This is a genomic window from Pseudomonas sp. MONT-RG-20F-20-E-7-02, from assembly GCF_022662395.1.
In the GTDB taxonomy this organism is placed as follows: Bacteria; Pseudomonadota; Gammaproteobacteria; order Pseudomonadales; family Pseudomonadaceae; genus Aquipseudomonas.
This window is the reverse complement of the sequence record NZ_JAKNQN010000003.1, coordinates 292589-315077: the sequence shown is the minus strand read 5'-3', so window position 1 is coordinate 315077 and position 22489 is coordinate 292589. Positions and strand designations below refer to the sequence as shown.

Sequence of the window (22489 nt, the reverse complement as noted above, 5' to 3'; positions counted from 1 at the left end):
GGGCTCCTTAACGGTTTAGCGGTTTTCCAGACTTGCTGCACGAGCGTATGGCAGCGCGCTTTCAGTGCCTTTCAAAGCCGATTCCTGTGCGTGTTGGCGCAGGTAGCCTGGAAGACGCTGATCCTGCCAGCCGGATTGCCCTTGAAGTACACCATTAGCCATAGGGCCGGTAGTGTCAGAGCTTTCCTTGTAGCCGGCCAGTACAGCTGGGCCTTTGACTTGCGGACCGGCCATTACCGGTTGCTGAGTCTGTTGGGCCAGTTCGGCACCGGCGATTTCGTCCTGGTTATACAGGCGAACACCGGCCAACACAGCAACGGTCACCGAGGCAGCTACTGCCAAACGACCCAGGCTACGCCATGGACCGCGAGCAGCTTTTGCCGGAACGGCTTCATCAGCCAGCGCAGCAGAAACGGCCGCAGCAATATCCAGACGAGGGATTAGAAGATCCTTGTGCATCACCGCCCGAGCGACTTGGTAACGAGACCAGGTATCACGGGTTTCGGCATCATCAAATGCGTTAAGCACTCGACGAAGTTCCAGTTCATCCGCTTCGTTATCCATCACTGCGGACAGCGATTCCTGCAGGGCATCACGACTCATGGCGGTTCCTCTCTTGGCTGTCGCCGCTGTCTTTAGTTTTCCTGCAACAACGGTTGCAAGGCTTTATCGATGGCTTCCCGGGCCCGGAAAATCCGTGACCTTACAGTCCCCACCGGACACTGCATGACGCTCGCAATGTCTTCGTAACTCAGACCATCGAATTCACGTAAAGTTAACGCCGTACGCAAATCTTCTGGCAGTTGCTGAATTGTGCGATGAACGGTGCCTTCGATCTCGTCGCGCAGCAATGCACGCTCCGGCGACTCGAGATCTTTGAGGCCGTGATCACCATCGTAAAATTCCGCATCTTCTGAACTTACATCGCTATCCGGTGGGCGGCGCCCGCGAGACACCAGATAGTTCTTCGCCGTGTTGATGGCGATGCGGTACAGCCACGTGTAAAACGCACTGTCACCGCGAAAATTGCCCAGTGCACGGTATGCCTTGATAAAGGCTTCCTGTGCAACGTCCTGCGCTTCATGGGTGTCGTGCACAAAACGCACGATCAACCCGAGAATTTTGTGCTGGTATTTCAGCACTAGCAGATCAAATGCTCGCTTATCGCCGCGTTGAACGCGCTCGACCAGCTGCTGATCCTCTTCCTGGGTTAGCATGAACACTCCTCGTTGTACTTGGAGGAGGCTTGCATAACTAAACGATCAGGCTTGCAAACATAGACTAGGACTTTTCGCAAAAGTTCTCCCCCTCCAAGCAAGTTTCCGGCGCGCACTGATTTGGCACACACGAAAAACGCAGCACGGGCATTGCCGGCTGCGCGAATAATCTTGTCGCCGGTTTTCTGACGCGTCCAATGCACCCGACGGGCCAATAAACTCAACGTTTTCCCAGCTTTCGGGCAACCTGCTATTGAGTCAGGGCTTATGCAAAAAGTTCCCATCCCAATAACCAGCCGATTTTACCCAAGCCGTGCACCGTAATCTCACATTGCCACGAATGCCCGGCTATTGTGCCGCTCCCCCCCTCTATATACTAGTGGCCCGTGTGACCCTTTGATTCGCCGATCCAGGCGTCCTGTTTGCGCCAACCCTTCGGATCGCTTTTTGCGGAATCCTTCAAATGAGCCAACAGTTTCAACACGATGTCCTGGTGATCGGTAGTGGCGCCGCCGGCTTGAGCCTGGCACTGACCCTTCCCAGCCACTTGCGCATTGCCGTCCTGAGCAAAGGCGACCTGGCGAACGGCTCGACGTTCTGGGCCCAAGGCGGCGTCGCTGCGGTACTGGACGACACCGACACGGTGCAGTCCCACGTCGAAGATACGCTCAACGCTGGCGGTGGCCTGTGCAATGAAGACGCCGTGCGCTTCACCGTCGAGCATAGTCGCGAAGCCATCCAATGGCTGATCGACCAGGGTGTGCCGTTCACCCGCGACGAACATGCCGGCAGCGACGACGGCGGATTCGAGTTCCACCTGACGCGTGAAGGAGGCCACAGCCATCGCCGCATCATCCACGCGGCCGATGCCACCGGCGCCGCTATCTTCAGAACCCTGCTCGAGCAGGCCCGCCAACGCCCCAACATCGAATTGCTGGAGCAACGGGTAGCCGTCGACCTGATCACCGAAAAACGCCTGGGCCTGGACGGCGAGCGCTGCCTCGGCGCCTACGTGCTGAACCGCGCCAGCGGCGAAGTCGACACCTACGGCGCACGCTTCACCATTCTCGCCTCAGGCGGCGCAGCCAAAGTCTACCTCTATACCAGCAACCCTGACGGCGCGTGCGGCGACGGCATTGCCATGGCTTGGCGCTCGGGTTGCCGGGTGGCGAACCTGGAATTCAACCAGTTCCACCCCACCTGCCTGTATCACCCGCAGGCCAAGAGCTTCCTGATCACCGAAGCCCTGCGCGGTGAAGGCGCACACCTCAAACTGCCGAATGGCGAGCGCTTCATGCAACGCTTCGACCCACGCGCCGAACTGGCCCCACGGGATATCGTCGCCCGTGCCATCGACCACGAAATGAAGCGCCTGGGCATCGATTGCGTCTACCTGGACATCAGCCACAAGCCCGAAGCGTTCATCAAGACGCACTTCCCCACCGTCTACGAGCGATGCCTGACGTTCAACATCGATATCACCAAAGGCCCGATCCCGGTGGTGCCGGCCGCGCATTACACCTGCGGCGGCGTGATGGTCGACCAACACGGCCGCACCGACGTGCCCGGCCTGTATGCGATCGGCGAAACCAGCTTCACCGGCCTGCATGGCGCCAACCGCATGGCCAGCAACTCACTGCTCGAATGTTTCGTCTACGCCCGCTCAGCGGCCGCCGATATCCTTGAACAACTGCCACGCATCCCGGTCCCGGCCGCCCTGCCGCGCTGGGACGCCAGCCAAGTGACCGATTCGGACGAAGACGTGATCATCGCCCACAACTGGGACGAGCTGCGCCGCTTCATGTGGGACTACGTGGGGATTGTGCGCACCAACAAGCGCCTGCAACGCGCTCAACACCGCGTGCGCTTGCTGCTGGATGAGATCGACGAGTTCTACAGCAACTATAAAGTCAGCCGCGACCTCATCGAATTGCGCAACCTGGCCCAAGTCGCGGAGCTGATGATCCGCTCAGCCATGGAACGCAAGGAAAGCCGCGGCCTGCATTACACTCTCGACTACCCGCAGATGCTGCCCGAGGCCCGCGACACTATTCTGGTGCCAACCACCTACGGCGGCTGAACTTCAAGCGTACCCGCAGGCGCCGATGCACATCGGCGGCCTGCGAATCACTTGGCACACAGATCGAACGCGTCCACCACTCTCCGGCCACACGGTAGCGCAGCACCACGACCAACGGTAATGCCAGGCTGTCGGGGCGCAGTTGCACGCTGTGCCAACCACGCTCTTTGCTCAACAGATGCCAGCCGTCTTCATCGCGGCGCAGGCCACAAATCGACGAACGGTGGGTCAACAGAATATGCCGGGGTAATACCCAGGCGGCATGAGCCAGGCACAACAGAATGCCAAGGCGTGCGAGCGGCAAATCGATAACGAGCAAGGCACCCAGCGCGAACAGCTGGGCAAGCAGATACGCCGCCAGCAACAGCCGTGAGGCCTGCCAGCGGCATTCGAAGCGATTACTTGGGCTGGACACGGTCCAGAATCTTGCGAACCATGCGTTGCAGCTCCGGATCCTCAGATTCGGCGCGCTCCATGAACCAGCCGAACATGTCCTGATCTTCGCACGTCAGCAGCCGCTCATAGAGTTTGCGATCGACCTCATTGAGCGTCTTGTACACTTCTCTGGTGAAAGGCACCAACAACACATCCAACTCCAGCATGCCGCGACGGCTGTGCCAGTAGAGGCGATTGATTTCTACTTCTTCGACCATGGAGCGCTCCTCAAATAGTGCGCAAGTATACAGGCCCGATGGCACCGGACCAGTCGGCTTTGGTCGCCCCATACGGAAACTATCCATTTGCCGGGCGCCCCTCTATGATGCACTCATGACTTTTTGACCTGCGATGACCCATGGCCGACTCTGCTTTTTTCTGCCCCTTGACCCACGAAGGCGTTCTCGCCGTCCGCGGCTCCGACGCTGCCAAATTCCTGCAAGGGCAACTGACCTGCAACCTCAATTACCTGAGCGACACCCAGGCAAGCCTAGGCGCGCGTTGCACGCAAAAAGGCCGTATGCAGTCAAGTTTTCGCATCCTGCTGCAAGGTGATGGCGTGCTCCTGGCCATGGCCACCGAGCTGCTCGAGCCGCAACTTGCCGACCTGAAAAAATACGCAGTGTTCTCCAAGTCCAAGCTCACCGACGAAAGCGCCGCCTGGGCGCGTTTCGGCCTGGCCAATGCCGATCAGGCGCTGTCGGCGCTGGGCCTTGAACTCCCCGCCGAGACCGACAGCGTAGCGCGCACCGAGGCGTTGATCGTCATTCGCGTCTCCCCCGGCCGCGCCGAACTCTGGGTACCTGCCGAGCAAGCCGATGCTGTGCGCACTCAATTGGCCGCACAGCTGCAACAAGCTGACTTAAATGACTGGCTATTGGGTCAGATTCGCGCCGGCATCGGCCAGGTCATGCCGCAAACCCGCGAACTGTTCATCCCGCAGATGCTCAACCTGCAAGCCGTCGGCGGTGTCAGCTTCAAGAAAGGCTGCTACACCGGCCAGGAAATCGTCGCGCGCATGCAATACCTCGGCAAGCTCAAGCGTCGCCTGTATCGCCTCAGCCTTGATGCAACCGAATTGCCCGAGCCAGGCACGCCGCTGTTTTCCCCCAGCCATAACAGCGCGATCGGCGAAGTCGTCATCGCAGCAAAAACCGACCAAACCGTTGAACTTCTCGCCGTGCTGCAAGCCGAAGCTGCCGACAGTGGCGATGTGCACTTGGGCACCCTGGAAGGTCCCGGCTTGCACCTGCTCGACCTGCCTTACCCACTGGATCGCGATAAAGAGATCCAGCGTTAATTGCCGTACCTTTTTGCAACACCCTAGAGAGCATGAATGAACAAGCTGGCGGAAAAAGTCCAACAGGCTTTAGTGACGGCCATCGACAACGATGACCTGGTTCTGCCGACATTACCGGAAGTGGCCCTGAACATTCGTCAGGCCGCTGAAGACCCGGATATCAGCATCAGCCACTTGAGCAAAATGATCGGTCGCGATACCGCCCTGTCGGCACGCCTGATCAAAGTGGTCAACAGCCCACTGCTGCGCGCGACCCAGGAAGTCACCGACCTGCACACCGCCATCACTCGGCTGGGCACCAACTACAGCAGCAACCTGGCGATCGGGCTGGTGATGGAACAAATCTTCCACGCCCGCTCCGAAGTCGTCGAACTGAAAATGCGCGAAGTGTGGCGCCGCAGCCTGGAAGTGGCAGGCGTGAGTTATGCCTTGTGCCGCAGCCACAGCCAGCTCAAGCCGGACCAGGCGGCCCTCGGCGGTCTGGTGCATCAAATTGGCGTGCTGCCGATTCTCACTTACGCCGAAGACCACTACGAGCTGCTCTCCGACCCGGTCAGCCTCAATCATGTGATCGACAGCATCCACCCGTTGCTGGGAGACAAACTGCTGGGTGGCTGGGACTTCCCGGAAATGCTGGCGAAACTGCCAGGGCAATACCTGGACCTGCAGCGCGACTCTCCGAGCCTGGACTACATCGACCTGGTGCAGGTAGCCGTACTGTATTGCCATCGTGGTACTGACCACCCGCTGGCGAATGTGCCGGTTTCCAGCCTGCCGGCGATCAAGAAATTACGGGTCGACCCTTACAGCGATGCCCTGCGTGCCGAACTGGATGAAGCGCGCTCGATGTTTGACTGATCACCCAGCGATAAAACTCACCCGCACCTTCAACCCCGCCAAATCACCATCATGCAGGCTGATCTGCGCCAGATGCGCGCGGCAGATCTCACCGACAATTGCCAGCCCCAGGCCTGAGCCCATGCCCTGCTGGCTACGGCGGTAAAAACGCTCAAACACTCGGTCCCGCTCATCCAGCGGGATGCCCGGGCCATCGTCTTCCACTTCCAGGATGGCCGGCGCCATAACCCGTAAAATCACATTGCCACCCGCTGGTGTATGGGCCAGTGCGTTATCCACCAAGTTACTCAGCAACTCGTTCAACAACGTCGGCTCGCCGCGCAACCACACCGGCTCATCCGCCTCCAACGCCAGCGCCACACCACGCGCATGGGCCAGCGGCGCCATGGCCATGCCCAACTCGCGGGCCAACTGGCTGAGGTCAAGCAATTGCGCGCCGCCTTCGGCAATCGCCCGCGCGCCGTTTTCGATGCGTGCCAGCGAGAGCAATTGATTGGCCAGGTGAGTCAGGCGGTCGGTGCCCTGGGCGGCGGTTTCCAGCGTGCTGCGCCATGTGTCCGGAGCGTCACTGCGCAAGCCCAACTCCAGGCGCGCCTTGAGCGCCGCCAGCGGGGTGCGCAGTTCGTGGGCGGCGTCAGCAATAAACTGCGCCTGGCGCTCGAACTGGCCACGCAGGCGCTCGGTAAAGTGATTGAGGGAACGCACCAGCGGGCCGAACTCATGCTGCACTTCTACCAGCGGCAATGGCCGCAAATCGTCGGGCTGGCGCTCTTCCACCGCCGTGCGCAGGCGCTCCAATGGGCGCAGCGCAGCGCTCACAGCAAACCACACCAGCAACAATGCACCGACCGCCAACATCCCAAGGCGCAACAACGTGTCGGCCAGCAGGCTACGGGCCATGCTTTCGCGGGCTTCATCGGTTTCGGCGACGCGAATTTCCGCCATGCCATTCATGTTCGGTTCGGAGACCGCCTTGAGCAGGCTGACCACGCGCACATGCTGGCCCTGGTAAGTCGCGTTGTAGAACCTTGCCAATGCCGGGTAATCATCGGTGCGGGGCGTGCCGGGCGGCGGGCCAGGAAGGTTTTCGTAGCCGGATATCAGCTTTTGATCGATGTCATTGACCTGATAATAAATACGCCCGGCGCTGTCGTAGGCAAAGGTGTCCAACGCCACGTAAGGCACATTGGCACTCAAGGTGCCGTCCACCTGGGTCAAGCCGGCCGCGATGGTGCGCGCCGACGCCAGCAACGTGCGGTCATAGGCAGTGTCGGCGGCTTCGCGGCCATTCCAGTAGGCGCTCATGCCACTGGCGAGCATCAACACCACCAGCAACAGCGCCAGGTTCCACAGCAGGCGCCAGCGCAGGCTGCTGGGCTTATGCATCGCGGGCTTCCAGCAGGTAGCCGAGGCCGCGGAAGGTCACAATGGCGATAGGCTGGCCGTCGAGTTTCTTACGCAGGCGGTGCACGTAGATTTCAATCGCATCGGGGCTGGCCTCTTCATCCAGGCCAAATACTTGAGAGGCTAACTGCTCTTTGCTCATCACGCGGCCAGGACGGGCGATCAGCGCTTCAAGCACCGCTTGCTCGCGAGAGGTCAGCGTCAGCAGTTCGCCGCCTACCGTGAACCGCCGAGTATCCAGGTCATAGACCAGCACACCGCACGCCTGCTGGCGTTCGCCGCCCAACACACTGCGGCGCAGCAACGCCTTGACCCGCGCTTCCAACTCGGTCAACTCGAATGGCTTGGCCAGGTAGTCGTCGGCTCCCAGGTTCAGGCCATGCACGCGGTCCTTCACATCACTGCGCGCGGTGAGCATCAACACAGGCAAATTTTTCCCACGCGCCCGCAGACGCGCCAATACCTCGAAACCATCCATGCGTGGCAGCCCGACATCGAGGATCACCACCGCATATTCCTCGCTGTTCAAGGCCAGGTCCGCGGCCACGCCATCGTGCAGAACGTCAACGGTCAAACCCGTGCTCTTGAGCGCCTGGGCGACACTTTCGGCGAGTTGCAAATGGTCTTCAACCAGGAGGACACGCATGGATTTTCACCTCATTCGGGCATGGTCGACGCCACGCTTTGGCGGGCAGTTTACAGGCGCCCACTGCCCTGTGAAGCCCGAAAACATTGAAAGGCAACTGAAAGGTTAGTGAAAGCTTCGCCCTTTAGCATCCAGCGACGGTGGGTAATGCCCACCGAGCTACCTGATCCGTAGCGCCAGAAAAACGCCTCGAAGCGTTTTCGCCAAAATAAGAACAATAACGGAGTACACAACGATGCTGTCGACACAGCCCCAGGCTTGCCCGCCTGTTCGTTTTTCTCGCCTTGCCCAGACCGCCCTTGCCAGTGCCACTGCCCTTGCCGGCTTTTCGCCGCTGAGCCAGGCAGCCTTCTTCGAAGACAGCAGCGCCACCCTTGAAACCCGCAACATGTACTTCAACCGCGACTTTCGCGACGGCACCAGCGCCCAGCAATCCAAGCGCGACGAATGGGCCCAGGGGTTCATGCTCAACCTGCAATCGGGCTACACCGACGGTACCGTCGGCTTTGGCGTGGATGCGCTGGGCATGCTCGGGGTCAAGCTCGACTCCAGCCCCGACCGCACCGGCACCGGCCTTTTGCCGACCCACGACGACGGCCGCGCTGCCAATGAGTACTCCAAGCTGGGCCTGACCGGCAAAGTGAAGATCTCCGCCACTGAGCTGAAAGTCGGGTCACTGATCCCCGAGCTGCCGATTCTCAAGCCCAACGACGGGCGTATCCTGCCGCAGACCTTCAACGGCGGCCTGCTGACTTCCAAAGAATTCAAGAACCTGGTGTTCACCGGTGGCCGCCTGGATAAAGCCAAAGACCGCGACGACACCAACTACGAAGACATTACCCTTAACAACCGCAACAGCCGCTTCGTCAGCGGCGCCACCGGCAAGCACTTCAATTTTGGCGGCGTGGACTACAAGTTCGCCGACAAGGTCACCGGCAGCTACCACTTCGCCCAGCTCGACGACGTCTACCGCCAGCACTTCCTCGGCCTTGTGGCCTCGCGCCCGATGGGCCCCGGCACCTTCGGCACCGACCTGCGCCTGGCTATCAGTGATGACGCAGGCGCAGCCCATGGCGGCAAGATCGACAACAAATCCCTCAACGGCCTCTTCAGCTATGCCCTCAACGGCCATAAGCTCAGCGCCGGTTACCAGCACATGTCCGGCGACAGCGCCTTTCCCTATGTGGATGGCAGCGATCCGTACCTGGTCAACTTCGTGCAGATCAACGACTTTGCCGGCGCGCAAGAGCGCTCCTGGCAGGCGCGCTACGACTACGACTTCGCCAAGCTGGGGATTCCCGGCCTGAGCTTCATGAGCCGTTACCTGTCGGGTGACAACATCAAGCTCAGGAACGGCGAGACCGGCAAGGAGTGGGAACGCAACAGCGAGATCCGCTACATCGTGCAAAGCGGCACGTTCAAGGATGTCGCCCTGCGCCTGCGTAATGCCACGTACCGGTCCAACTATTCGGCTCGTGATGCGGATGAAGTGCGCGTGCTGGTCAGTTACAGCATCGCACTTTGGTAACACGTGCCGGGTAGCCACAACTCATAACAACAAAGACGGAGTTAAAGATGACCTATTCACTGCGTAAATTGGCCCTCGCGGCCGGCTGCATGCTGTTCGCCGGCCAACTGCTGGCCGCCGACGAACCCAAGCGCCCGGAATGCATCGCCCCGGCCTCGCCTGGCGGTGGTTTCGACCTGACCTGCAAACTGGCGCAAAGCGCGCTGGTCAACGAGAAGCTGCTGAGCAAGCCGATGCGCGTGACCTACATGCCCGGTGGCGTGGGCGCGGTGGCGTACAACGCAGTGGTGGCTCAACGCCCGGCAGACGCTGGCACGCTGGTGGCGTGGTCCAGTGGTTCGCTGTTGAACCTGGCCCAAGGCAAGTTTGGCCGCTTCGATGAAAACGCCGTGCGCTGGCTCGCCGCCGTCGGCACCAGCTACGGCGCCATCGCGGTGAAAAGCGATTCGCCCTACAAAAACCTCGACGATCTGGTTAAAGCCCTGAAGAAAGATCCGGGCAGCGTCGTGATCGGTTCCGGCGGTACTGTCGGCAGCCAGGACTGGATGCAAACCGCGCTGATCGCCAAGGCCGCCGGCATCAACCCGCGCGAGCTGCGTTATGTCGCCCTCGAAGGCGGCGGTGAAATCGCCACGGCCCTGCTCGGCGGCCATATCCAGGTCGGCAGTACCGACATCTCCGACTCCATGCCGCACATCCTCAGCGGTGACATGCGTCTGCTCGCCGTCTTTGCTGAAGAGCGCCTGGACGAGCCGGAAATGAAGAACATTCCGACCGCCAAAGAGCAAGGCTACGACATTGTCTGGCCAGTGGTTCGCGGCTTCTACCTCGGGCCAAAAGTCAGCGATGCCGACTACGCGTGGTGGAAAGACGCGTTCGACAAACTGCTGGCCTCCGACGAGTTCGCCAAGCTGCGTGACCAGCGCGAGCTGTTCCCGTTCGCCCTGACCGGCCCGGAGCTGGACACCTACGTGAAGAAACAGGTGGCTGACTACAAAGTGCTGGCCAAAGAGTTCGGCCTGATCCAGTAATCGCCCCTCTTTTGCTCGGCCGCGCCCTCCTCGACGGGCGGCGCGGCCCAGGAGTTTCACATGCTCTTACAACGCATTTTCGCCTCCGTGATGCTGCTGGTCTGCGCCGGCCTCGCACTGATGGCCTGGCCGTATCAGGCGGCATTTTCCTACGAGCCGGTCGGGCCACGCGCCTACCCGCTGCTGATGCTCGGGCTGATGAGCCTGGGCCTGATCTACATGCTGTTTCGCCCACAGCCGACCAAACACACCGAAGAAGAACCGGCGCTGGACCGCGACACGCTGATCAAGATCGGCGTCTGCGTCGCGCTGCTGATCGTGTTTGCCGGCACCTTCGAGCCCCTGGGTTTCATCCTCAGCAGCATGCTGATCGGCATCCCGATGGCGCGCCTGTATGGCGGCCGCTGGTTACCGAGCGTGGTGATCGTCACGCTAATGGCCATTGGTCTTTACCTGCTGTTCGATAAAGCCATGGATGTACCGCTGCCCCTCGGCCTGCTTGAAGTTCTGGAGAACTGATATGGATACTTTCAGCTACTTGGGCCAGGGCTTCGGCGTTGCACTGACCCCTTACAACCTGGTGACCGCCCTGTGCGGCACCCTGATCGGCACCGTGGTCGGCCTGTTGCCGGGCCTGGGCCCGATCAACGGCGTGGCGCTGTTGATCCCTATCGCGTTCGCCCTGGGCCTGCCGCCCGAGTCGGCCTTGATCCTGCTCGCCGCCGTGTACCTGGGCTGCGAATACGGCGGGCGTATCAGCTCGATCCTGTTGAACATCCCCGGTGAAGCCTCCACCGTAATGACCACCCTCGACGGCTACCCGATGGCCCGCAAAGGCTTGGCCGGTGTGGCGCTGTCGTTGTCGGCGTGGAGCTCGTTCATCGGTGCGTTTATCGCCACCTGCGGCATGGTGCTGTTTGCGCCGCTGTTGGCCAAGTGGGCGATTGCCTTCGGCCCGGCGGAATATTTCGTCCTGATGGTGTTCGCCATTGTCTGCCTGGGCGGCATGGCGGGTGATAAACCGCTGAAGACTTTTGTCGCAGCGCTGATCGGCCTGTTCCTCTCAGCCGTCGGTATCGATGCCAACAGCGGCGTGTACCGCTTTACCGGCGACAACATCCACCTCACCGACGGCATTCAGTTTGTCGTCTTGGTGTTGGGCCTGTTCTCCATCAGCGAAATCCTGCTGCTGCTGGAAAAAACCCACCGTGGCCAGGAAGCGGTAAAAGCTACCGGACGCATGATGTTCAACCTGAAGGAAGCGTCCGCAGTTTTCGTGGTCAACATCCGCTGCGGCCTGTTGGGTTTCATCATGGGCGTGTTGCCGGGTGCCGGCGCCACACTCGCTTCGGCGGTTGCCTACATGACCGAAAAACGCCTGGCCGGTGCCAGCGGTAAATTCGGCCAGGGCGACATGCGTGGCCTGGCCGCGCCGGAAACCGCCATCGGCGCTTCCGCCTGCGGCGCCCTGGTGCCGATGCTGACCCTCGGCGTACCCGGTTCGGGCACCACAGCGGTGATGATCGGCGCCCTGTCGCTGTACAACATCACGCCTGGCCCGTTGCTGTTCCAACAGCAACCGGACATCGTCTGGGGCCTGATCGCCTCGTTGTTTATCGCCAACATCATGCTGGTGATCCTCAACATCCCGATGATCCGCATCTTCACGCGCATCCTCGCCGTGCCGAACTGGGCGCTGGTGCCGGTGATCGCGATCATCACCGCGATTGGTGTGTACGCGGTTCACGCCACCACCTTCGACCTGTTCCTGATGGTCGGCATCGGCATCTTCGGCTACATCCTGCGCAAGCTGGACTTCCCGCTGTCGCCCGTGCTGCTGGGCTTTATCCTCGGTGGCCTGATGGAACAGAACCTGCGCCGCGCGCTGTCGATTTCCAACGGTGACCTGCAGATTCTCTGGTCCAGCCCGATCACCTTTGGGGTTTGGGTACTGACCGCGCTGATGCTGGCTTTCCCGCTGATCCGCATCTACCGCAAACGTGCCCTGCAGCGTCGTGCCCTGGCCGATGTCTGAGGTCACCTTTAAACAATGGTGGGCAACACCGCTGGTCGGCCTGGCCGGCGGTTACCTGGCCAGCCTAGTCGGCTGGCCTTTGCCGTACATGGTCGGCTCATTGCTGGCGATCATTCTGGTGCGTTGCCTCACACCGTGGCAGTTGGCCGAGATTCCCGGCGGGCGCAAATGCGGCCAATGGGTGGTGGGCATCGGCATCGGGTTGCACTTCACCCCGGTGGTGATCGAGCAGGTGATGAGCCACTTTGGCCTGATCTTTTTCGGCGCGCTGGTCACCAGCCTGTCGAGCATTGTCGGCGTGTGGTTGATGCGCCGCAGTGGGGAAGACCGCGCCACCGCATTCTTCTCGAGCATGCCGGGCGGTTCCGGTGAGATGGTCAACCTCGGCGCGCGCAATGGCGCGGTGCTCAGCCGTGTAGCGGCCGGGCAGAGTCTGCGTGTGCTGGTGGTGGTGTTGTGTGTGCCGGCGATCTTCAAGTATGTGCTGGAAGGCGGCGCGCCGCAGTTTCATCCGGCACCGGTGAGCTTGGCGTGGCTGGCGCTGCTGTTTCCGCTTGGGGCGCTGGTGGCCTGGGGCTGGCAGCGTTTGCGTCAGCCCAACCCGTGGCTGTTCGGCCCGCTGTTGGTCAGTGCGACCGCCAGTGTTGTGTGGGATTTGCACATCGGCCTGCCCGATGGTGGCAGTCAGATCGGCCAATGGCTGATCGGCAGCGGTTTGGGCTGCCACTTCAACCGTCAGTTCTTTCGCCGGGCACCGTCGTTCATGGCGCGTACGCTGCTAGGCACGGCGTTGACCATGGCGCTGGCGACGTTGGCGGCGGTGGGCTTGAGTGCATTGACACACCTGGACTTGCGCTCACTCACCCTGGGCATGATGCCGGGCGGTATTGCTGAAATGAGCCTGACGGCCGAAACCCTGCAACTGTCGGTGCCGTTGGTGACGGCGATGCAGGTGATGCGCTTGTTGTTTGTGCTGTTTCTGGCGGAGCCGTTGTTCCGGCATTGGAACCGTCAGCCGGAAAAAATCTAAGCCTTCACAAAACTTCAATGTGGGAGCTGGCTTGCCTGCGATAGCGGTGCTTCAGTCAATAAATATATCGGCTGACAGATCGTCATCGCAGGCAAGCCAGCTCCCGCATTGGGTCGCGGTTAACCTTTAGAGTGGCGGCAACCGCCACTCAATCGGCGTCTCGCCATTCTGCTCAAGAAACTTGTTGGTGCGGCTGAAATGCCCGCAGCCCAGGAACCCGCGATACGCCGACAGTGGCGAGGGGTGCACCGACGTCAGCACCAGGTGCTTGGTCGCATCCACCAGCTTTTGCTTGCCTTGCGCATGGGCACCCCACAGCAAAAACACCAAGTGCGGCTGATGCTCGCTGACCACTTCGATGATCCGATCAGTAAAGAACTGCCAGCCCTTGCCCGCGTGCGCGTTGGCATTCGCGCGTTCCACGGTCATGGTGGTGTTGAGCATCAGCACGCCCTGGTCGGCCCAGCTTTGCAGGCAACCGTGGTTGGGGATGTCGATGTTCAAGTCGCGCTTGAGCTCTTTGTAAATATTCACCAAGGAGGGTGGCGTCGGCACGCCCGGTTGCACCGAGAAGCACAAACCGTGGGCCTGGCCCGGGCCGTGGTACGGGTCTTGGCCAAGGATCACCACCTTGACCTTGTCCAACGGCGTTGAGTTGAGTGCATTGAAAATCAGCGGGCCAGGCGGGTAAATCTCTTTGCCGGCGGCGTGTTCCTGGCGCAGGAACTCGCGCAGCTCAGCCATGTAGGGCTTGTCGAACTCATCCCGCAGGGCGTGTTTCCAGCTGGGTTCGAGTTTGATACGGTCGCCTTCGGTCATGGTGTGTTCGTCGTGTAAAAAAAGAATGGGCGAACCCTAGGAAAGCCGACCCCGCTTGTCAATTGATCTGACACACAACCGGCACTTTCCCACGCAGCGATCATACTGATCGTTCACTTTCTCGATTGAGGTCACGATGAACCTGCACTTCGAAGAGCTGACCGGCAGCGACGGTGCCCGCCTTGGCATCGCCAGCCTGGACGCTGAAAAGTCCCTCAACGCACTGTCCTTGCCGATGATCCTGGCCTTGAGCGAACGCCTGGATAGCTGGGCCAAAGACCCGAACATCGCTTGCGTGCTGCTGCGCGGCAACGGCGCAAAAGCCTTTTGCGCCGGCGGCGAAGTGCGCAGCCTGGCCCAGGCCTGCCGTGAACTCCCCGGCGAGGTGCCCGCACTGGCCGCGCAGTTCTTTGCCGCTGAATACCGCCTCGACTATCGCCTGCACACCTATCCCAAACCGCTGATCTGCTGGGGCCACGGCTACGTGCTGGGCGGTGGCATGGGCCTGCTGCAAAGCGCAGCGGTGCGCATCGTCACACCCAGCAGCCGCTTGGCCATGCCCGAGATCAGCATCGGCTTGTACCCGGATGTGGGCGCCAGTTGGTTCCTATCGCGTCTGCCGGGCAAGCTGGGGTTGTTCCTCGGCCTCACCGGCGCGCATATCAACGGCCGCGATGCCCTGGACCTTGGCCTGGCCGACCGTTTCTTGCGCGATGACCAACAGGACGAACTGATTGAAGGCCTGCTGCAACTGAACTGGCAGGAACAAACCGCGATGCAGCTCAACAGCCTGCTCAAGGCGCTGGCCCAGGAAGCCGTCGGCCAGCAACCCGAGGCGCAATGGCTACCGCGCCGTGCGCAGATCGATGAATGGTTGGATGTGGGCGATGTGCGTTGCGCCTGGCGGGCCTTGAGCCCCTTGCGCGACCACGCCGACCCGCTCTTCAATCGCGCCGGCAAGACCCTCAGCGAAGGTTGCCCGCTCACCGCGCACCTGGTGTGGGAGCAGATCCAGCGAGCGCGGCACCTGTCCCTGGCCCAGGTGTTCCAGATGGAATACACCTTGAGCCTGAACTGCTGCCGTCACCCGGAATTTGCCGAAGGCGTGCGCGCGCGGTTGATTGACAAGGACCAGACGCCGCATTGGCACTGGCCGGACATCAATGCGATTCCGGACGCTGTGGTAGAGGCGCACTTCCACAAAGCCTGGGAAGGCCGTCATCCGCTGGCGGATTTGTCCGACGTCTAACGGTGCCCGCCACCATGGCCACCGCCCCGGTTGCCGCCCTGGTTATGCCCACCGCCACCATTGCCCCAACGGTTGCCGCCCCAGCCCTGGTTCGGATAGGGCCGGTAACCGGGCCGTGGGTAATAACCGGGCGCTGGCCGGTAATACCGCGGCGCCGGGTAGTAACGCGGTGGCGGCGCATAGTAGCTGCGCCCGTACTGATAATAAGCCGGGCCGCCGTAGTAATAGGCCGGCGCGGGAGCGGTGTAGACCTCGGAGCGATAGTAAGTGGCGCCGCCTCCGTCGTAATAGGGCACACAGGCTGAGAGCGTCAGGCCGAGCAAAGCGCTAAGAAGCAATCGTCGATACATGGCGGCCTCCTGGACCGCTGGAGAGCACCTTCAGCGACGCTGAAGGGCGGCATTCATCTTTCATTGAATGACGAAATATCTGACATCAAAAACCGAATCTGGTGCGTATTTGTAACAGCTTGATACACCTGTACCGACGGCAGGTGCGCCCGTGTCAACCACGCAGGCATTGAACGCCGCCGAAACACTGGCTTAATCGATTAAGTAATTTCAGTTGCCCTGAAACTTCTGCAATTGCGATGATGTCATTGTGATATCGATCGTGAGCATGGAGGCTCTAGCACGAGCCCCCACTTACCTTCGTCGGATCCACGTCATGAAAATCTCTACCAAACTGCTCCTCTCGTTCGTCCTGTGTGCATTTGTCACCCTCGGCGTTGGCTTATTGGGGATCAAAGGTGTCGTCAGGCTGGCTAACGCCTTGGAGCTGACCTTCTCCAATAACCTGGTCTCCGTGAGCACCACATCAGCCACGCTCAATGGCTTGGTCGCCCACAACCGTGGCCTGTACCGACTGCTGGACGCCAGCAAGGGCGACGTCAGCCAGCAAGACCGTGACCGCGTGCGTCAGGACATCACCAACGAACTCAAGCGCAGCCAAACGGCTTACGCCACCTACCGCACAACACCTCTGGAGGATGACGAACGCGCTGCAGGCGACAAGCTCGACCTGCTCTGGCCAAGCTACGTCAGCAACTCCGAACGCATCATCGCGATGCTCGACAGCGGCCAAACAGAACAGGCCCGCACCCAGCTCAACACCAGCAACAATGAACTGTTCCGTCAGGCCCGCGAGCTGATCCGCGTGATAATCGAATCCAATAACCGCCAGATCAAGGAAGGCGCAGCCGGAGCCGAGGAACTGCGTGACAGCGCATTGACCTGGATGATCAGCGGCATTGTGCTGGCCTTCATCATTGCGATCATCATTGGCCTGTTGATCACTCGCTTGATCACCCGCCCTATCGCCCAAGCAGTCCAGAGCGCCCAGCGCATCGCCGATGGTGATCTGACCCACGCCATCGTCACGGAACGCACCGACGAAGCCGGGCAATTGCTGATGGCTCTGGCGGATATGCAAGGCAGCTTGAAAAGCACCCTGATGGAAATCGCCAACGCCGCTGACCAGCTCGCGTCAGCCGCCGAAGAGCTGAGCGCGGTGACCGATGAAAGCACCCGTGGTCTGACCCGCCAGAATGACGAAATCCAGCAGGCCGCCACCGCCGTGAACCAGATGACCACGGCCGTCGACGAAGTGGCGAGCAACGCCGTGTCGACCTCCGAAGCGTCCCGTCAGGCCACCACCGAAGCCGAGGAAGGCCGCCAGCAAGTGGAGCAAGCCGTGTCGGGCATGGAGTCGATGGTGGTCGAGATCAACGATTCGACGCAATCGGTCGCGGACCTCGCCAACCAGGTGCGCGAAATCGGCAAGGTGATTGATGTCATCCGCAGCATCGCCGACCAGACCAACCTGTTGGCACTCAATGCGGCTATCGAAGCTGCCCGCGCGGGCGAGCAAGGTCGAGGTTTCGCTGTGGTCGCCGACGAGGTCCGGGCCTTGGCCCATCGTACCCAAACCTCCACAGTCGACATTGAAAAAATGATTGGTGATGTTCAAGTCGGCGCCGATGACGCCGTTGCCGCCATGAACAAAAGCTTGAGTTGGGCTAACGACACACAGGCCTTGGCGCAAAACGCCGGGCAAGCGTTGCAGCGCATCACCGCCAGCGTGACGAAGATCAACGAGCGCAACCTGGTGATCGCCTCCGCGTCCGAAGAACAAGCTCAGGTTGCCCGCGAAGTGGACAGAAACCTGCTCAACATCCAGGACCTGTCGACCCAGACCGCCGCCGGCGCCCACCAGACCAATGCCTCAAGCCAGGACCTGTCACGCCTGGCGACCTCGTTCAACGTGCTGGTCAGCAAGTTCAAGCTGTAACCGCCTCATCGCAGTGCGCCAGCGCACCCGCTTGGCGCACTCGCCCCTCGATATCCGCCCTCACCACCCGCCTGCCCGGCTGAAAACCGGGCCTGTGCGCACTTGGCACGACTCTCGCTTTGCCTAACCCGTGCAGGATTCATCACAGGTTCGCGGCACCACAATTTGCAATGGCTGACTAGGGTTCCGGCTCGCTTGACGCGAGTGGCTGGTCCGAGAGTTGGCGACCTCCAGTTGAGGTTACACGGCGGGATAAAAGCCCGGGAGACAAGCCACCGTTCACGGTGCCGCGTTGCTCCCTGCCCGCCCACGATCAACTGGAGAAACCCCATGCAACTACCGCGTTTACCCGCCTTGCTCGCCGCCGCCTTCGCCGCCGTGTTGAGCGTCCAGACCCAAGCCGCCGCCGTCAAAGACCACTTCAGTGTGTGCTGGACCATCTACGCCGGCTGGATGCCGTGGGAGTATGCCGGCAGCCAAGGCATCCTCGACAAATGGGCGAAGAAGTACGGCATCAAGATCGACATGGTACAGCTCAATGACTATGTCGAATCGATCAACCAATACACCGCCGGCCAGTTCGACGGCTGCACCATGACCAACATGGACGCCCTGACCATCCCGGCCGCCGGTGGCGTGGACAGCACCGCGCTGGTGGTCAGCGACTTTTCCAACGGCAACGACGGTGTGGTGATCAAGGGCACCGGCAAGACCGTGGCCGACCTCAAGGGCATGAACGTCAACCTGGTGGAGCTCTCCGTCTCCCACTACCTGCTGGCCCGCGCGCTGGAGTCCGCCGACCTGACTGAAAAAGACCTGAAAGTGGTCAACACCTCCGACGCCGATATCGCCGCCGCCTTCAACACCAATCAAGTGCAGGCCGTCACCACCTGGAACCCGATGCTCTCGGAGATCAAGGCCAAGCCTGGCGTCACGCAAGTCTTCGACTCGAGCAAAGTGCCCGGCGAAATCATGGACATGATGGTGGTCAACACCCAGGTCCTCAAAGACAACCCGGCGCTGGGCAAAGCCCTCACCGGCGCCTGGTTTGAAGTGGTGGCGCTGATGAACGCAAAAAACGCCGCCAGCACCGACGCCCTGGAACACATGGCCAAGGCTTCCGGCACCGACCTCAAGGGTTTCCAGGCGCAACTGGACACCACCAAGCTGTTCGCCACGCCCAAGGAAGCCCTGGCCTTCGCCACCAGTGCGCAGTTGCCGGCGACCATGCGCAAAGTCGCCGAGTTCTCGTTTGAACACGGCCTGCTCGGCGAAGGCGCCAAGGACACCAGCGCCGTCGGCATGAGCTTCGCCAATGGCGTGACCAGCGGCGACACCGCCAACCTCAAGCTGCACTTCGACCCCCGCTACGTGCAGATGGCCGCCGACGGCACGCTGTAAGAGGACCCGGCCATGCGCCTGATCAACCGTCACCCGGAACGCTCCAGCCGCCTGTTATTGGTGATCCTGCCGTTCGCGTTGCTGCTGTTCGCCTACTTTGTAGGCTCGGCGGAGCGCCTGGCGGAAAACCCCAACGACAAGCTGCTGCCCAGCGCCATGCAAATGGGCGACGCCATAAAGCGCCTGGCGTTCAGCGCCGACACCCGCACCGGCGAATACGTGCTCTGGCAAGACAGCGCTTCCAGCCTGCGCCGCCTGGCCATGGGCTTAAGCATCAGCGCCCTCGCCGGCCTGTGCCTGGGGATTGCCGCCGGCACGCTGCCGCTGTTTGGCGCGCCGCTGTCGCCGCTGCTGACCGTGCTGTCGATGGTGCCGCCGCTGGCGGTCCTGCCGATTCTGTTCATCGTGTTCGGGCTGGGAGAATTGTCCAAGGTGATGCTCATCGTCATCGGCATAACCCCGGCCCTGGCCCGCGATCTGGAGCAGCGCGCGCGGGAAATTCCCGTCGAGCTGCTGGTCAAGGCACAGACCCTCGGCGCCTCCACCTGGACGCTGATGCTGCGTGTGGTGCTGCCGCAATTGCTGCCACGCCTGCTGATCTCGCTGCGGCTGATGCTCGGCTCGGCGTGGTTGTTCCTGATCGCCGCCGAAGCAATCGCCTCCACCGACGGCTTGGGCTACCGGATTTTCCTGGTGCGCCGCTACCTGGCGATGGATGTGATCTTGCCCTACGTGGTGTGGATCACCCTGCTCGCCTGGCTGATGGATTGGGGCCTGAAATCCCTCACCCGCCGTGCGTTCCCCTGGTACGAAGGAGCGCGCGCATGAGCTTTATCAGCGTCAACAATGTGTGGCAGCGCTACGGCGACCAAGTGGTGTTGGAAGGCCTTAACCTGCGCGTCGACGAGGGCGAGTTTTGCACGCTGGTCGGCACCTCCGGTTGCGGTAAATCCACCTTCCTGCGCCTGCTGCTGGGCCAGGAAACCGCGAGCAAAGGCCAAATCCTGCTGGACGGCCAAGCGCTCGCCGCCGAGCCGGATGCCAGCCGTGGCGTGGTGTTCCAGCGCTACTCAGTGTTCCCGCATTTGACCGTGCTCGACAACGTCGCCCTGGGGCTGGAGTTGCCACGCGCGCCCTTGCTCGGCCGGCTGTTCGGCAAGGCCAAACAGCAGGCCCGGGAACAGGCGGCGGCGTTGCTGCTCAAGGTCGGCCTCGGCCACGCCCTGGACAAATACCCGGCGCAGCTTTCGGGCGGCATGCAACAACGCCTGGCCATCGCCCAGGCGCTGATCATGAAACCGCGCGTATTGCTGCTGGACGAACCCTTCGGCGCCCTCGACCCGGGCATTCGCAAAGACATGCACCAGCTGTTGCTCGAGCTATGGCGCGAAACCCGGCTGACGGTGTTCATGGTCACCCACGACCTCAGCGAAGGTTTCAGCCTCGGCACGCGCTTGCTGGTCTTCGACAAAGTCCGCGTCGATCCCCACGCCCCCGGCGCCTATGGCGCCCGTATCACCTACGACATCCCTTTGAACAGCGCGCGCCGCAAAGCGCTCGCCGCCGAACTTGGAGCCACTGCCCAATGAACGATTCGACTCAACTGTTCCCGCCATTCGCCGAAGAAATGCTGCCCGGCGGCGGCCACCGTTCCTTCGTGCTCAAGCGCGGCCAACTGCTGCGCCTCACCGACATTCGCGGCGGCGCCAATGTCAGCCTGACCTTGCTCAATGCCAATGAAAAAACCGAGCGCCTGAACCTGCCCGACAGCCTCAAATGCCAACACACCGCCAAGCTCACCCGCGGCCATTGCCTGTACTCGGACATGGGCCGCGTGCTGGCCGCCATCACCGCCGACACCTGCGGCTGGAGCGACAGCATCGGCGGCGTGTTGTGTGCCGCCGAGGTGGCCGAGAAGTACGGCCAGGGGCGCTATCAGGAACTGCGCAACGGCTTTTTCCGCAACGGCACCGACAACCTGCTGGTGGAACTCGGCAAGTGGGGCCTGGGGCTCTCCGACCTGCTGATGCCCCTCAACCTGTTCAGCCGGGTCAGCGTTGATGGCGACGGTGGTTTGCACTTTGAACCAGGCAATTCCAAGGCCGGTGACTACATCGAACTCTACGCGCCGATGGACACGTTGGTGGTGCTCACCGCCCTGCAACACCCGATGGACCCCAACCCGAACTACGCCCCGCAACCGCTGAAACTGAGCTGGATGAACGCCGACCCCAGCGTCGCCGAACACTGCCGCACGTCGCGCCCGGAAAACGAGCGCGGCTTTATCAACACCGACCGCCTGTTCGCCTGAGGAGCTGCCATGTCTATCGCACTGAAACAACCCGACGCCGCGGTGTACCGCGCGACCATTCCCGCGGGCGAGCCGTGGCTGATGGAGGTCAAGGCCGGCCAGACCCTGCGCATCCTCGACCTGGAGGGCAACCAGGCCGTCGACACCTTGTTCTACAGCCGCCAAAACCCCAAGGAACGCTACGACGTGCAGCGCACCTTGCGTCGGCAAAACCGCGTGTACCTGAGCACCGGCAGCGTGCTGTATTCCAACCTCGGCCAACCGATGCTGACCATCGTGGAAGACACCTGCGGGCGCCACGACACCCTCGGCGGCGCCTGCGCCCAAGAGAGCAACACCGTGCGCTACGCCCTGGAAAAACGCTACATGCACAGCTGCCGCGACAACTACCTGCGCGCCTGCGCCCACGATGGGCGCCTGGGCAAAGGCGACATCGGGCCGAACATCAATTTCTTCATGAACGTGCCGGTCACCGCCGATGGCGGGCTGACCTTTGAAGACGGCATTTCCGCCCCTGGCAAATACGTCGATTTACGCGCCGAGATGGACGTGATCGTGCTGATTTCCAACTGCCCGCAACTGAACAACCCGTGCAACGCCTACAACCCGACCCCTGCGGAGTTACTGGTATGGAACTGAAAATGAAACGGTTGCGTAAGTGGTTGTTCGCCCTGTGCCAAGCCCGAGCCGGGCAGTGCCTGCACAAACAATAGAGATCAATTGTGGGAGCTGGCTTGCCTGCGATTGCGGCCTAGCAGCTAAAAGTGGGTTAACTGACTCACCGCCATCGCGGGCAAGCCCGGCTCCCACACTGACCGCATGCACTCCGGACGACCGCAGTGTTTATCCTTTTGCG

At 61.4% G+C, this 22489-nt stretch carries 23 protein-coding genes and 1 riboswitch; of the genes, 15 read left to right on the top strand and 8 right to left on the bottom strand.

The genetic code is table 11. The features are described from left to right. Nucleotides 1-15 precede the first annotated feature (15 nt). Both L8I05_RS10500 and rpoE read right to left on the bottom strand, forming a co-directional pair. Nucleotides 16-603, bottom strand: a complete 588-nt coding sequence (locus L8I05_RS10500; RefSeq protein WP_003172479.1) for an RseA family anti-sigma factor — start codon at nucleotides 601-603, stop codon at nucleotides 16-18. A gap of 32 nt (nucleotides 604-635) precedes the next feature. Further along, nucleotides 636-1217 carry an RNA polymerase sigma factor RpoE gene (rpoE, locus tag L8I05_RS10495; protein ID WP_003172477.1) on the bottom strand — a complete coding sequence of 194 codons (582 nt, stop codon included), beginning with the start codon at nucleotides 1215-1217 and terminating at the stop codon, nucleotides 636-638. A 463-nt stretch (nucleotides 1218-1680) separates the two neighbouring features. Here rpoE and nadB point away from each other — a divergent pair, with 463 nt between their 5' ends. Then, nucleotides 1681-3297: an L-aspartate oxidase gene (nadB, locus tag L8I05_RS10490; protein ID WP_177016139.1), complete on the top strand. Its 1617-nt coding sequence runs from the start codon at nucleotides 1681-1683 to the stop codon at nucleotides 3295-3297. Here nadB and L8I05_RS10485 read toward each other — a convergent pair. Together L8I05_RS10485 and L8I05_RS10480 are read right to left on the bottom strand one after the other, a co-directional pair. Continuing rightward, nucleotides 3266-3712, bottom strand: coding sequence for a protein YgfX (locus L8I05_RS10485; RefSeq protein WP_242168786.1), 447 nt, complete (start codon nucleotides 3710-3712; stop codon nucleotides 3266-3268). The two genes, nadB and L8I05_RS10485, sit on opposite strands and share 32 nt — an antisense overlap. After that, complete coding sequence (locus tag L8I05_RS10480) at nucleotides 3696-3950, bottom strand: succinate dehydrogenase assembly factor 2 (RefSeq protein WP_094950996.1); 255 nt, start codon at nucleotides 3948-3950, stop codon at nucleotides 3696-3698. Before L8I05_RS10480 ends, L8I05_RS10485 begins: the two co-directional genes overlap by 17 nt. Before the next feature lie 140 nt (nucleotides 3951-4090). Here L8I05_RS10480 and L8I05_RS10475 point away from each other — a divergent pair, with 140 nt between their 5' ends. Together L8I05_RS10475 and L8I05_RS10470 are read left to right on the top strand one after the other, a co-directional pair. Continuing rightward, a complete protein-coding gene (locus L8I05_RS10475; protein WP_242168784.1) occupies nucleotides 4091-5032 on the top strand; it encodes a folate-binding protein YgfZ in 942 nt (313 codons plus the stop codon). A gap of 36 nt (nucleotides 5033-5068) precedes the next feature. Further along, entirely contained in the window at nucleotides 5069-5890 is an 822-nt protein-coding gene (locus L8I05_RS10470; protein ID WP_242168782.1) for an HDOD domain-containing protein, read from the top strand. On the opposite strand, the gene L8I05_RS10465 is transcribed toward L8I05_RS10470, so the two are convergent. Both L8I05_RS10465 and L8I05_RS10460 read right to left on the bottom strand, forming a co-directional pair. Then, on the bottom strand, nucleotides 5891-7276 hold the full coding sequence (locus L8I05_RS10465) for a sensor histidine kinase (protein WP_242168780.1): 1386 nt from the start codon (nucleotides 7274-7276) through the stop codon (nucleotides 5891-5893). Then, on the bottom strand, nucleotides 7269-7940 hold the full coding sequence (locus L8I05_RS10460) for a response regulator (protein WP_083359659.1): 672 nt from the start codon (nucleotides 7938-7940) through the stop codon (nucleotides 7269-7271). The genes L8I05_RS10465 and L8I05_RS10460 overlap by 8 nt, the downstream gene beginning before the upstream one ends. Nucleotides 7941-8175: 235 nt before the next feature. Between L8I05_RS10460 and L8I05_RS10455 the strand changes: the two genes are divergently transcribed. Genes L8I05_RS10455 through L8I05_RS10435 form a run of 5 tightly spaced genes read left to right on the top strand, consistent with a single transcriptional unit; the run spans nucleotide 8176 to nucleotide 13564 of the window. After that, on the top strand, nucleotides 8176-9468 hold the full coding sequence (locus L8I05_RS10455) for an OprD family porin (protein WP_242168777.1): 1293 nt from the start codon (nucleotides 8176-8178) through the stop codon (nucleotides 9466-9468). 47 nt (nucleotides 9469-9515) lie between these two features. Further along, nucleotides 9516-10499 carry a tripartite tricarboxylate transporter substrate binding protein gene (locus tag L8I05_RS10450; RefSeq protein ID WP_177016143.1) on the top strand — a complete coding sequence of 328 codons (984 nt, stop codon included), beginning with the start codon at nucleotides 9516-9518 and terminating at the stop codon, nucleotides 10497-10499. A 60-nt stretch (nucleotides 10500-10559) separates the two neighbouring features. Further along, nucleotides 10560-11018, top strand: coding sequence for a tripartite tricarboxylate transporter TctB family protein (locus L8I05_RS10445; protein WP_242168776.1), 459 nt, complete (start codon nucleotides 10560-10562; stop codon nucleotides 11016-11018). A gap of 1 nt (nucleotide 11019) precedes the next feature. Next, nucleotides 11020-12534, top strand: a complete 1515-nt coding sequence (locus tag L8I05_RS10440) for a tripartite tricarboxylate transporter permease (protein WP_197624051.1) — start codon at nucleotides 11020-11022, stop codon at nucleotides 12532-12534. Continuing rightward, nucleotides 12527-13564 carry an AbrB family transcriptional regulator gene (locus L8I05_RS10435; RefSeq protein ID WP_242168774.1) on the top strand — a complete coding sequence of 346 codons (1038 nt, stop codon included), beginning with the start codon at nucleotides 12527-12529 and terminating at the stop codon, nucleotides 13562-13564. Before L8I05_RS10440 ends, L8I05_RS10435 begins: the two co-directional genes overlap by 8 nt. Before the next feature lie 126 nt (nucleotides 13565-13690). Here L8I05_RS10435 and ung read toward each other — a convergent pair whose 3' ends face one another. After that, a complete protein-coding gene (ung, locus tag L8I05_RS10430; protein ID WP_159954812.1) occupies nucleotides 13691-14383 on the bottom strand; it encodes a uracil-DNA glycosylase in 693 nt (230 codons plus the stop codon). Between the two features lie 136 nt (nucleotides 14384-14519). On the opposite strand from ung, the gene L8I05_RS10425 reads away from it, so the two are divergent. Further along, nucleotides 14520-15632, top strand: coding sequence for an enoyl-CoA hydratase/isomerase family protein (locus tag L8I05_RS10425; protein ID WP_242168772.1), 1113 nt, complete (start codon nucleotides 14520-14522; stop codon nucleotides 15630-15632). Here the strand turns inward: L8I05_RS10425 and L8I05_RS10420 are convergent. Continuing rightward, nucleotides 15629-15982 carry a hypothetical protein gene (locus L8I05_RS10420; protein ID WP_177016148.1) on the bottom strand — a complete coding sequence of 118 codons (354 nt, stop codon included), beginning with the start codon at nucleotides 15980-15982 and terminating at the stop codon, nucleotides 15629-15631. The genes L8I05_RS10425 and L8I05_RS10420 overlap by 4 nt on opposite strands. A gap of 316 nt (nucleotides 15983-16298) precedes the next feature. On the opposite strand from L8I05_RS10420, the gene L8I05_RS10415 reads away from it, so the two are divergent. The 6 genes from L8I05_RS10415 to L8I05_RS10390 all read left to right on the top strand — a co-directional run bounded on the left by L8I05_RS10415 (nucleotide 16299) and on the right by L8I05_RS10390 (nucleotide 22272). Then, the gene (locus L8I05_RS10415; RefSeq protein ID WP_242168770.1) at nucleotides 16299-17921 is read left to right on the top strand and encodes a methyl-accepting chemotaxis protein; all 1623 of its coding nucleotides are present in this window, start codon (nucleotides 16299-16301) and stop codon (nucleotides 17919-17921) included. Between the two features lie 167 nt (nucleotides 17922-18088). Continuing rightward, a riboswitch (guanidine-I (ykkC/yxkD leader) is annotated at nucleotides 18089-18190 on the top strand. 61 nt (nucleotides 18191-18251) lie between these two features. Further along, nucleotides 18252-19322, top strand: coding sequence for a putative urea ABC transporter substrate-binding protein (locus L8I05_RS10410; protein ID WP_242168768.1), 1071 nt, complete (start codon nucleotides 18252-18254; stop codon nucleotides 19320-19322). Between the two features lie 12 nt (nucleotides 19323-19334). Then, the gene (locus L8I05_RS10405) at nucleotides 19335-20150 is read left to right on the top strand and encodes an ABC transporter permease (RefSeq protein WP_242168765.1); all 816 of its coding nucleotides are present in this window, start codon (nucleotides 19335-19337) and stop codon (nucleotides 20148-20150) included. Further along, nucleotides 20147-20911: an ABC transporter ATP-binding protein gene (locus L8I05_RS10400; RefSeq protein ID WP_242168763.1), complete on the top strand. Its 765-nt coding sequence runs from the start codon at nucleotides 20147-20149 to the stop codon at nucleotides 20909-20911. Before L8I05_RS10405 ends, L8I05_RS10400 begins: the two co-directional genes overlap by 4 nt. Continuing rightward, nucleotides 20908-21633, top strand: coding sequence for an urea amidolyase associated protein UAAP1 (locus L8I05_RS10395; RefSeq protein ID WP_242168760.1), 726 nt, complete (start codon nucleotides 20908-20910; stop codon nucleotides 21631-21633). The genes L8I05_RS10400 and L8I05_RS10395 overlap by 4 nt, the downstream gene beginning before the upstream one ends. 9 nt (nucleotides 21634-21642) lie before the next feature. Then, nucleotides 21643-22272: an urea amidolyase associated protein UAAP2 gene (locus L8I05_RS10390; RefSeq protein ID WP_159954804.1), complete on the top strand. Its 630-nt coding sequence runs from the start codon at nucleotides 21643-21645 to the stop codon at nucleotides 22270-22272. Nucleotides 22273-22489 lie beyond the last annotated feature (217 nt).

Excerpts from the sequence above, each read along its gene's own strand:
- L8I05_RS10500 (WP_003172479.1), bottom strand. The coding sequence starts at position 603 with ATGAGTCGTGATGCCCTGCAGGAATCGCTGTCCGCAGTGATGGATAAC.
- rpoE (WP_003172477.1), bottom strand. The coding sequence starts at position 1,217 with ATGCTAACCCAGGAAGAGGATCAGCAGCTGGTCGAGCGCGTTCAACGC.
- nadB (WP_177016139.1), top strand. The coding sequence starts at position 1,681 with ATGAGCCAACAGTTTCAACACGATGTCCTGGTGATCGGTAGTGGCGCC.
- L8I05_RS10480 (WP_094950996.1), bottom strand. The coding sequence starts at position 3,950 with ATGGTCGAAGAAGTAGAAATCAATCGCCTCTACTGGCACAGCCGTCGC.
- L8I05_RS10475 (WP_242168784.1), top strand. The coding sequence starts at position 4,091 with ATGGCCGACTCTGCTTTTTTCTGCCCCTTGACCCACGAAGGCGTTCTC.
- L8I05_RS10470 (WP_242168782.1), top strand. The coding sequence starts at position 5,069 with ATGAACAAGCTGGCGGAAAAAGTCCAACAGGCTTTAGTGACGGCCATC.
- L8I05_RS10465 (WP_242168780.1), bottom strand. The coding sequence starts at position 7,276 with ATGCATAAGCCCAGCAGCCTGCGCTGGCGCCTGCTGTGGAACCTGGCG.
- L8I05_RS10460 (WP_083359659.1), bottom strand. The coding sequence starts at position 7,940 with ATGCGTGTCCTCCTGGTTGAAGACCATTTGCAACTCGCCGAAAGTGTC.
- L8I05_RS10455 (WP_242168777.1), top strand. The coding sequence starts at position 8,176 with ATGCTGTCGACACAGCCCCAGGCTTGCCCGCCTGTTCGTTTTTCTCGC.
- L8I05_RS10450 (WP_177016143.1), top strand. The coding sequence starts at position 9,516 with ATGACCTATTCACTGCGTAAATTGGCCCTCGCGGCCGGCTGCATGCTG.
- L8I05_RS10445 (WP_242168776.1), top strand. The coding sequence starts at position 10,560 with ATGCTCTTACAACGCATTTTCGCCTCCGTGATGCTGCTGGTCTGCGCC.
- L8I05_RS10440 (WP_197624051.1), top strand. The coding sequence starts at position 11,020 with ATGGATACTTTCAGCTACTTGGGCCAGGGCTTCGGCGTTGCACTGACC.
- L8I05_RS10435 (WP_242168774.1), top strand. The coding sequence starts at position 12,527 with ATGTCTGAGGTCACCTTTAAACAATGGTGGGCAACACCGCTGGTCGGC.
- ung (WP_159954812.1), bottom strand. The coding sequence starts at position 14,383 with ATGACCGAAGGCGACCGTATCAAACTCGAACCCAGCTGGAAACACGCC.
- L8I05_RS10425 (WP_242168772.1), top strand. The coding sequence starts at position 14,520 with ATGAACCTGCACTTCGAAGAGCTGACCGGCAGCGACGGTGCCCGCCTT.
- L8I05_RS10420 (WP_177016148.1), bottom strand. The coding sequence starts at position 15,982 with ATGTATCGACGATTGCTTCTTAGCGCTTTGCTCGGCCTGACGCTCTCA.
- L8I05_RS10415 (WP_242168770.1), top strand. The coding sequence starts at position 16,299 with ATGAAAATCTCTACCAAACTGCTCCTCTCGTTCGTCCTGTGTGCATTT.
- L8I05_RS10410 (WP_242168768.1), top strand. The coding sequence starts at position 18,252 with ATGCAACTACCGCGTTTACCCGCCTTGCTCGCCGCCGCCTTCGCCGCC.
- L8I05_RS10405 (WP_242168765.1), top strand. The coding sequence starts at position 19,335 with ATGCGCCTGATCAACCGTCACCCGGAACGCTCCAGCCGCCTGTTATTG.
- L8I05_RS10400 (WP_242168763.1), top strand. The coding sequence starts at position 20,147 with ATGAGCTTTATCAGCGTCAACAATGTGTGGCAGCGCTACGGCGACCAA.
- L8I05_RS10395 (WP_242168760.1), top strand. The coding sequence starts at position 20,908 with ATGAACGATTCGACTCAACTGTTCCCGCCATTCGCCGAAGAAATGCTG.
- L8I05_RS10390 (WP_159954804.1), top strand. The coding sequence starts at position 21,643 with ATGTCTATCGCACTGAAACAACCCGACGCCGCGGTGTACCGCGCGACC.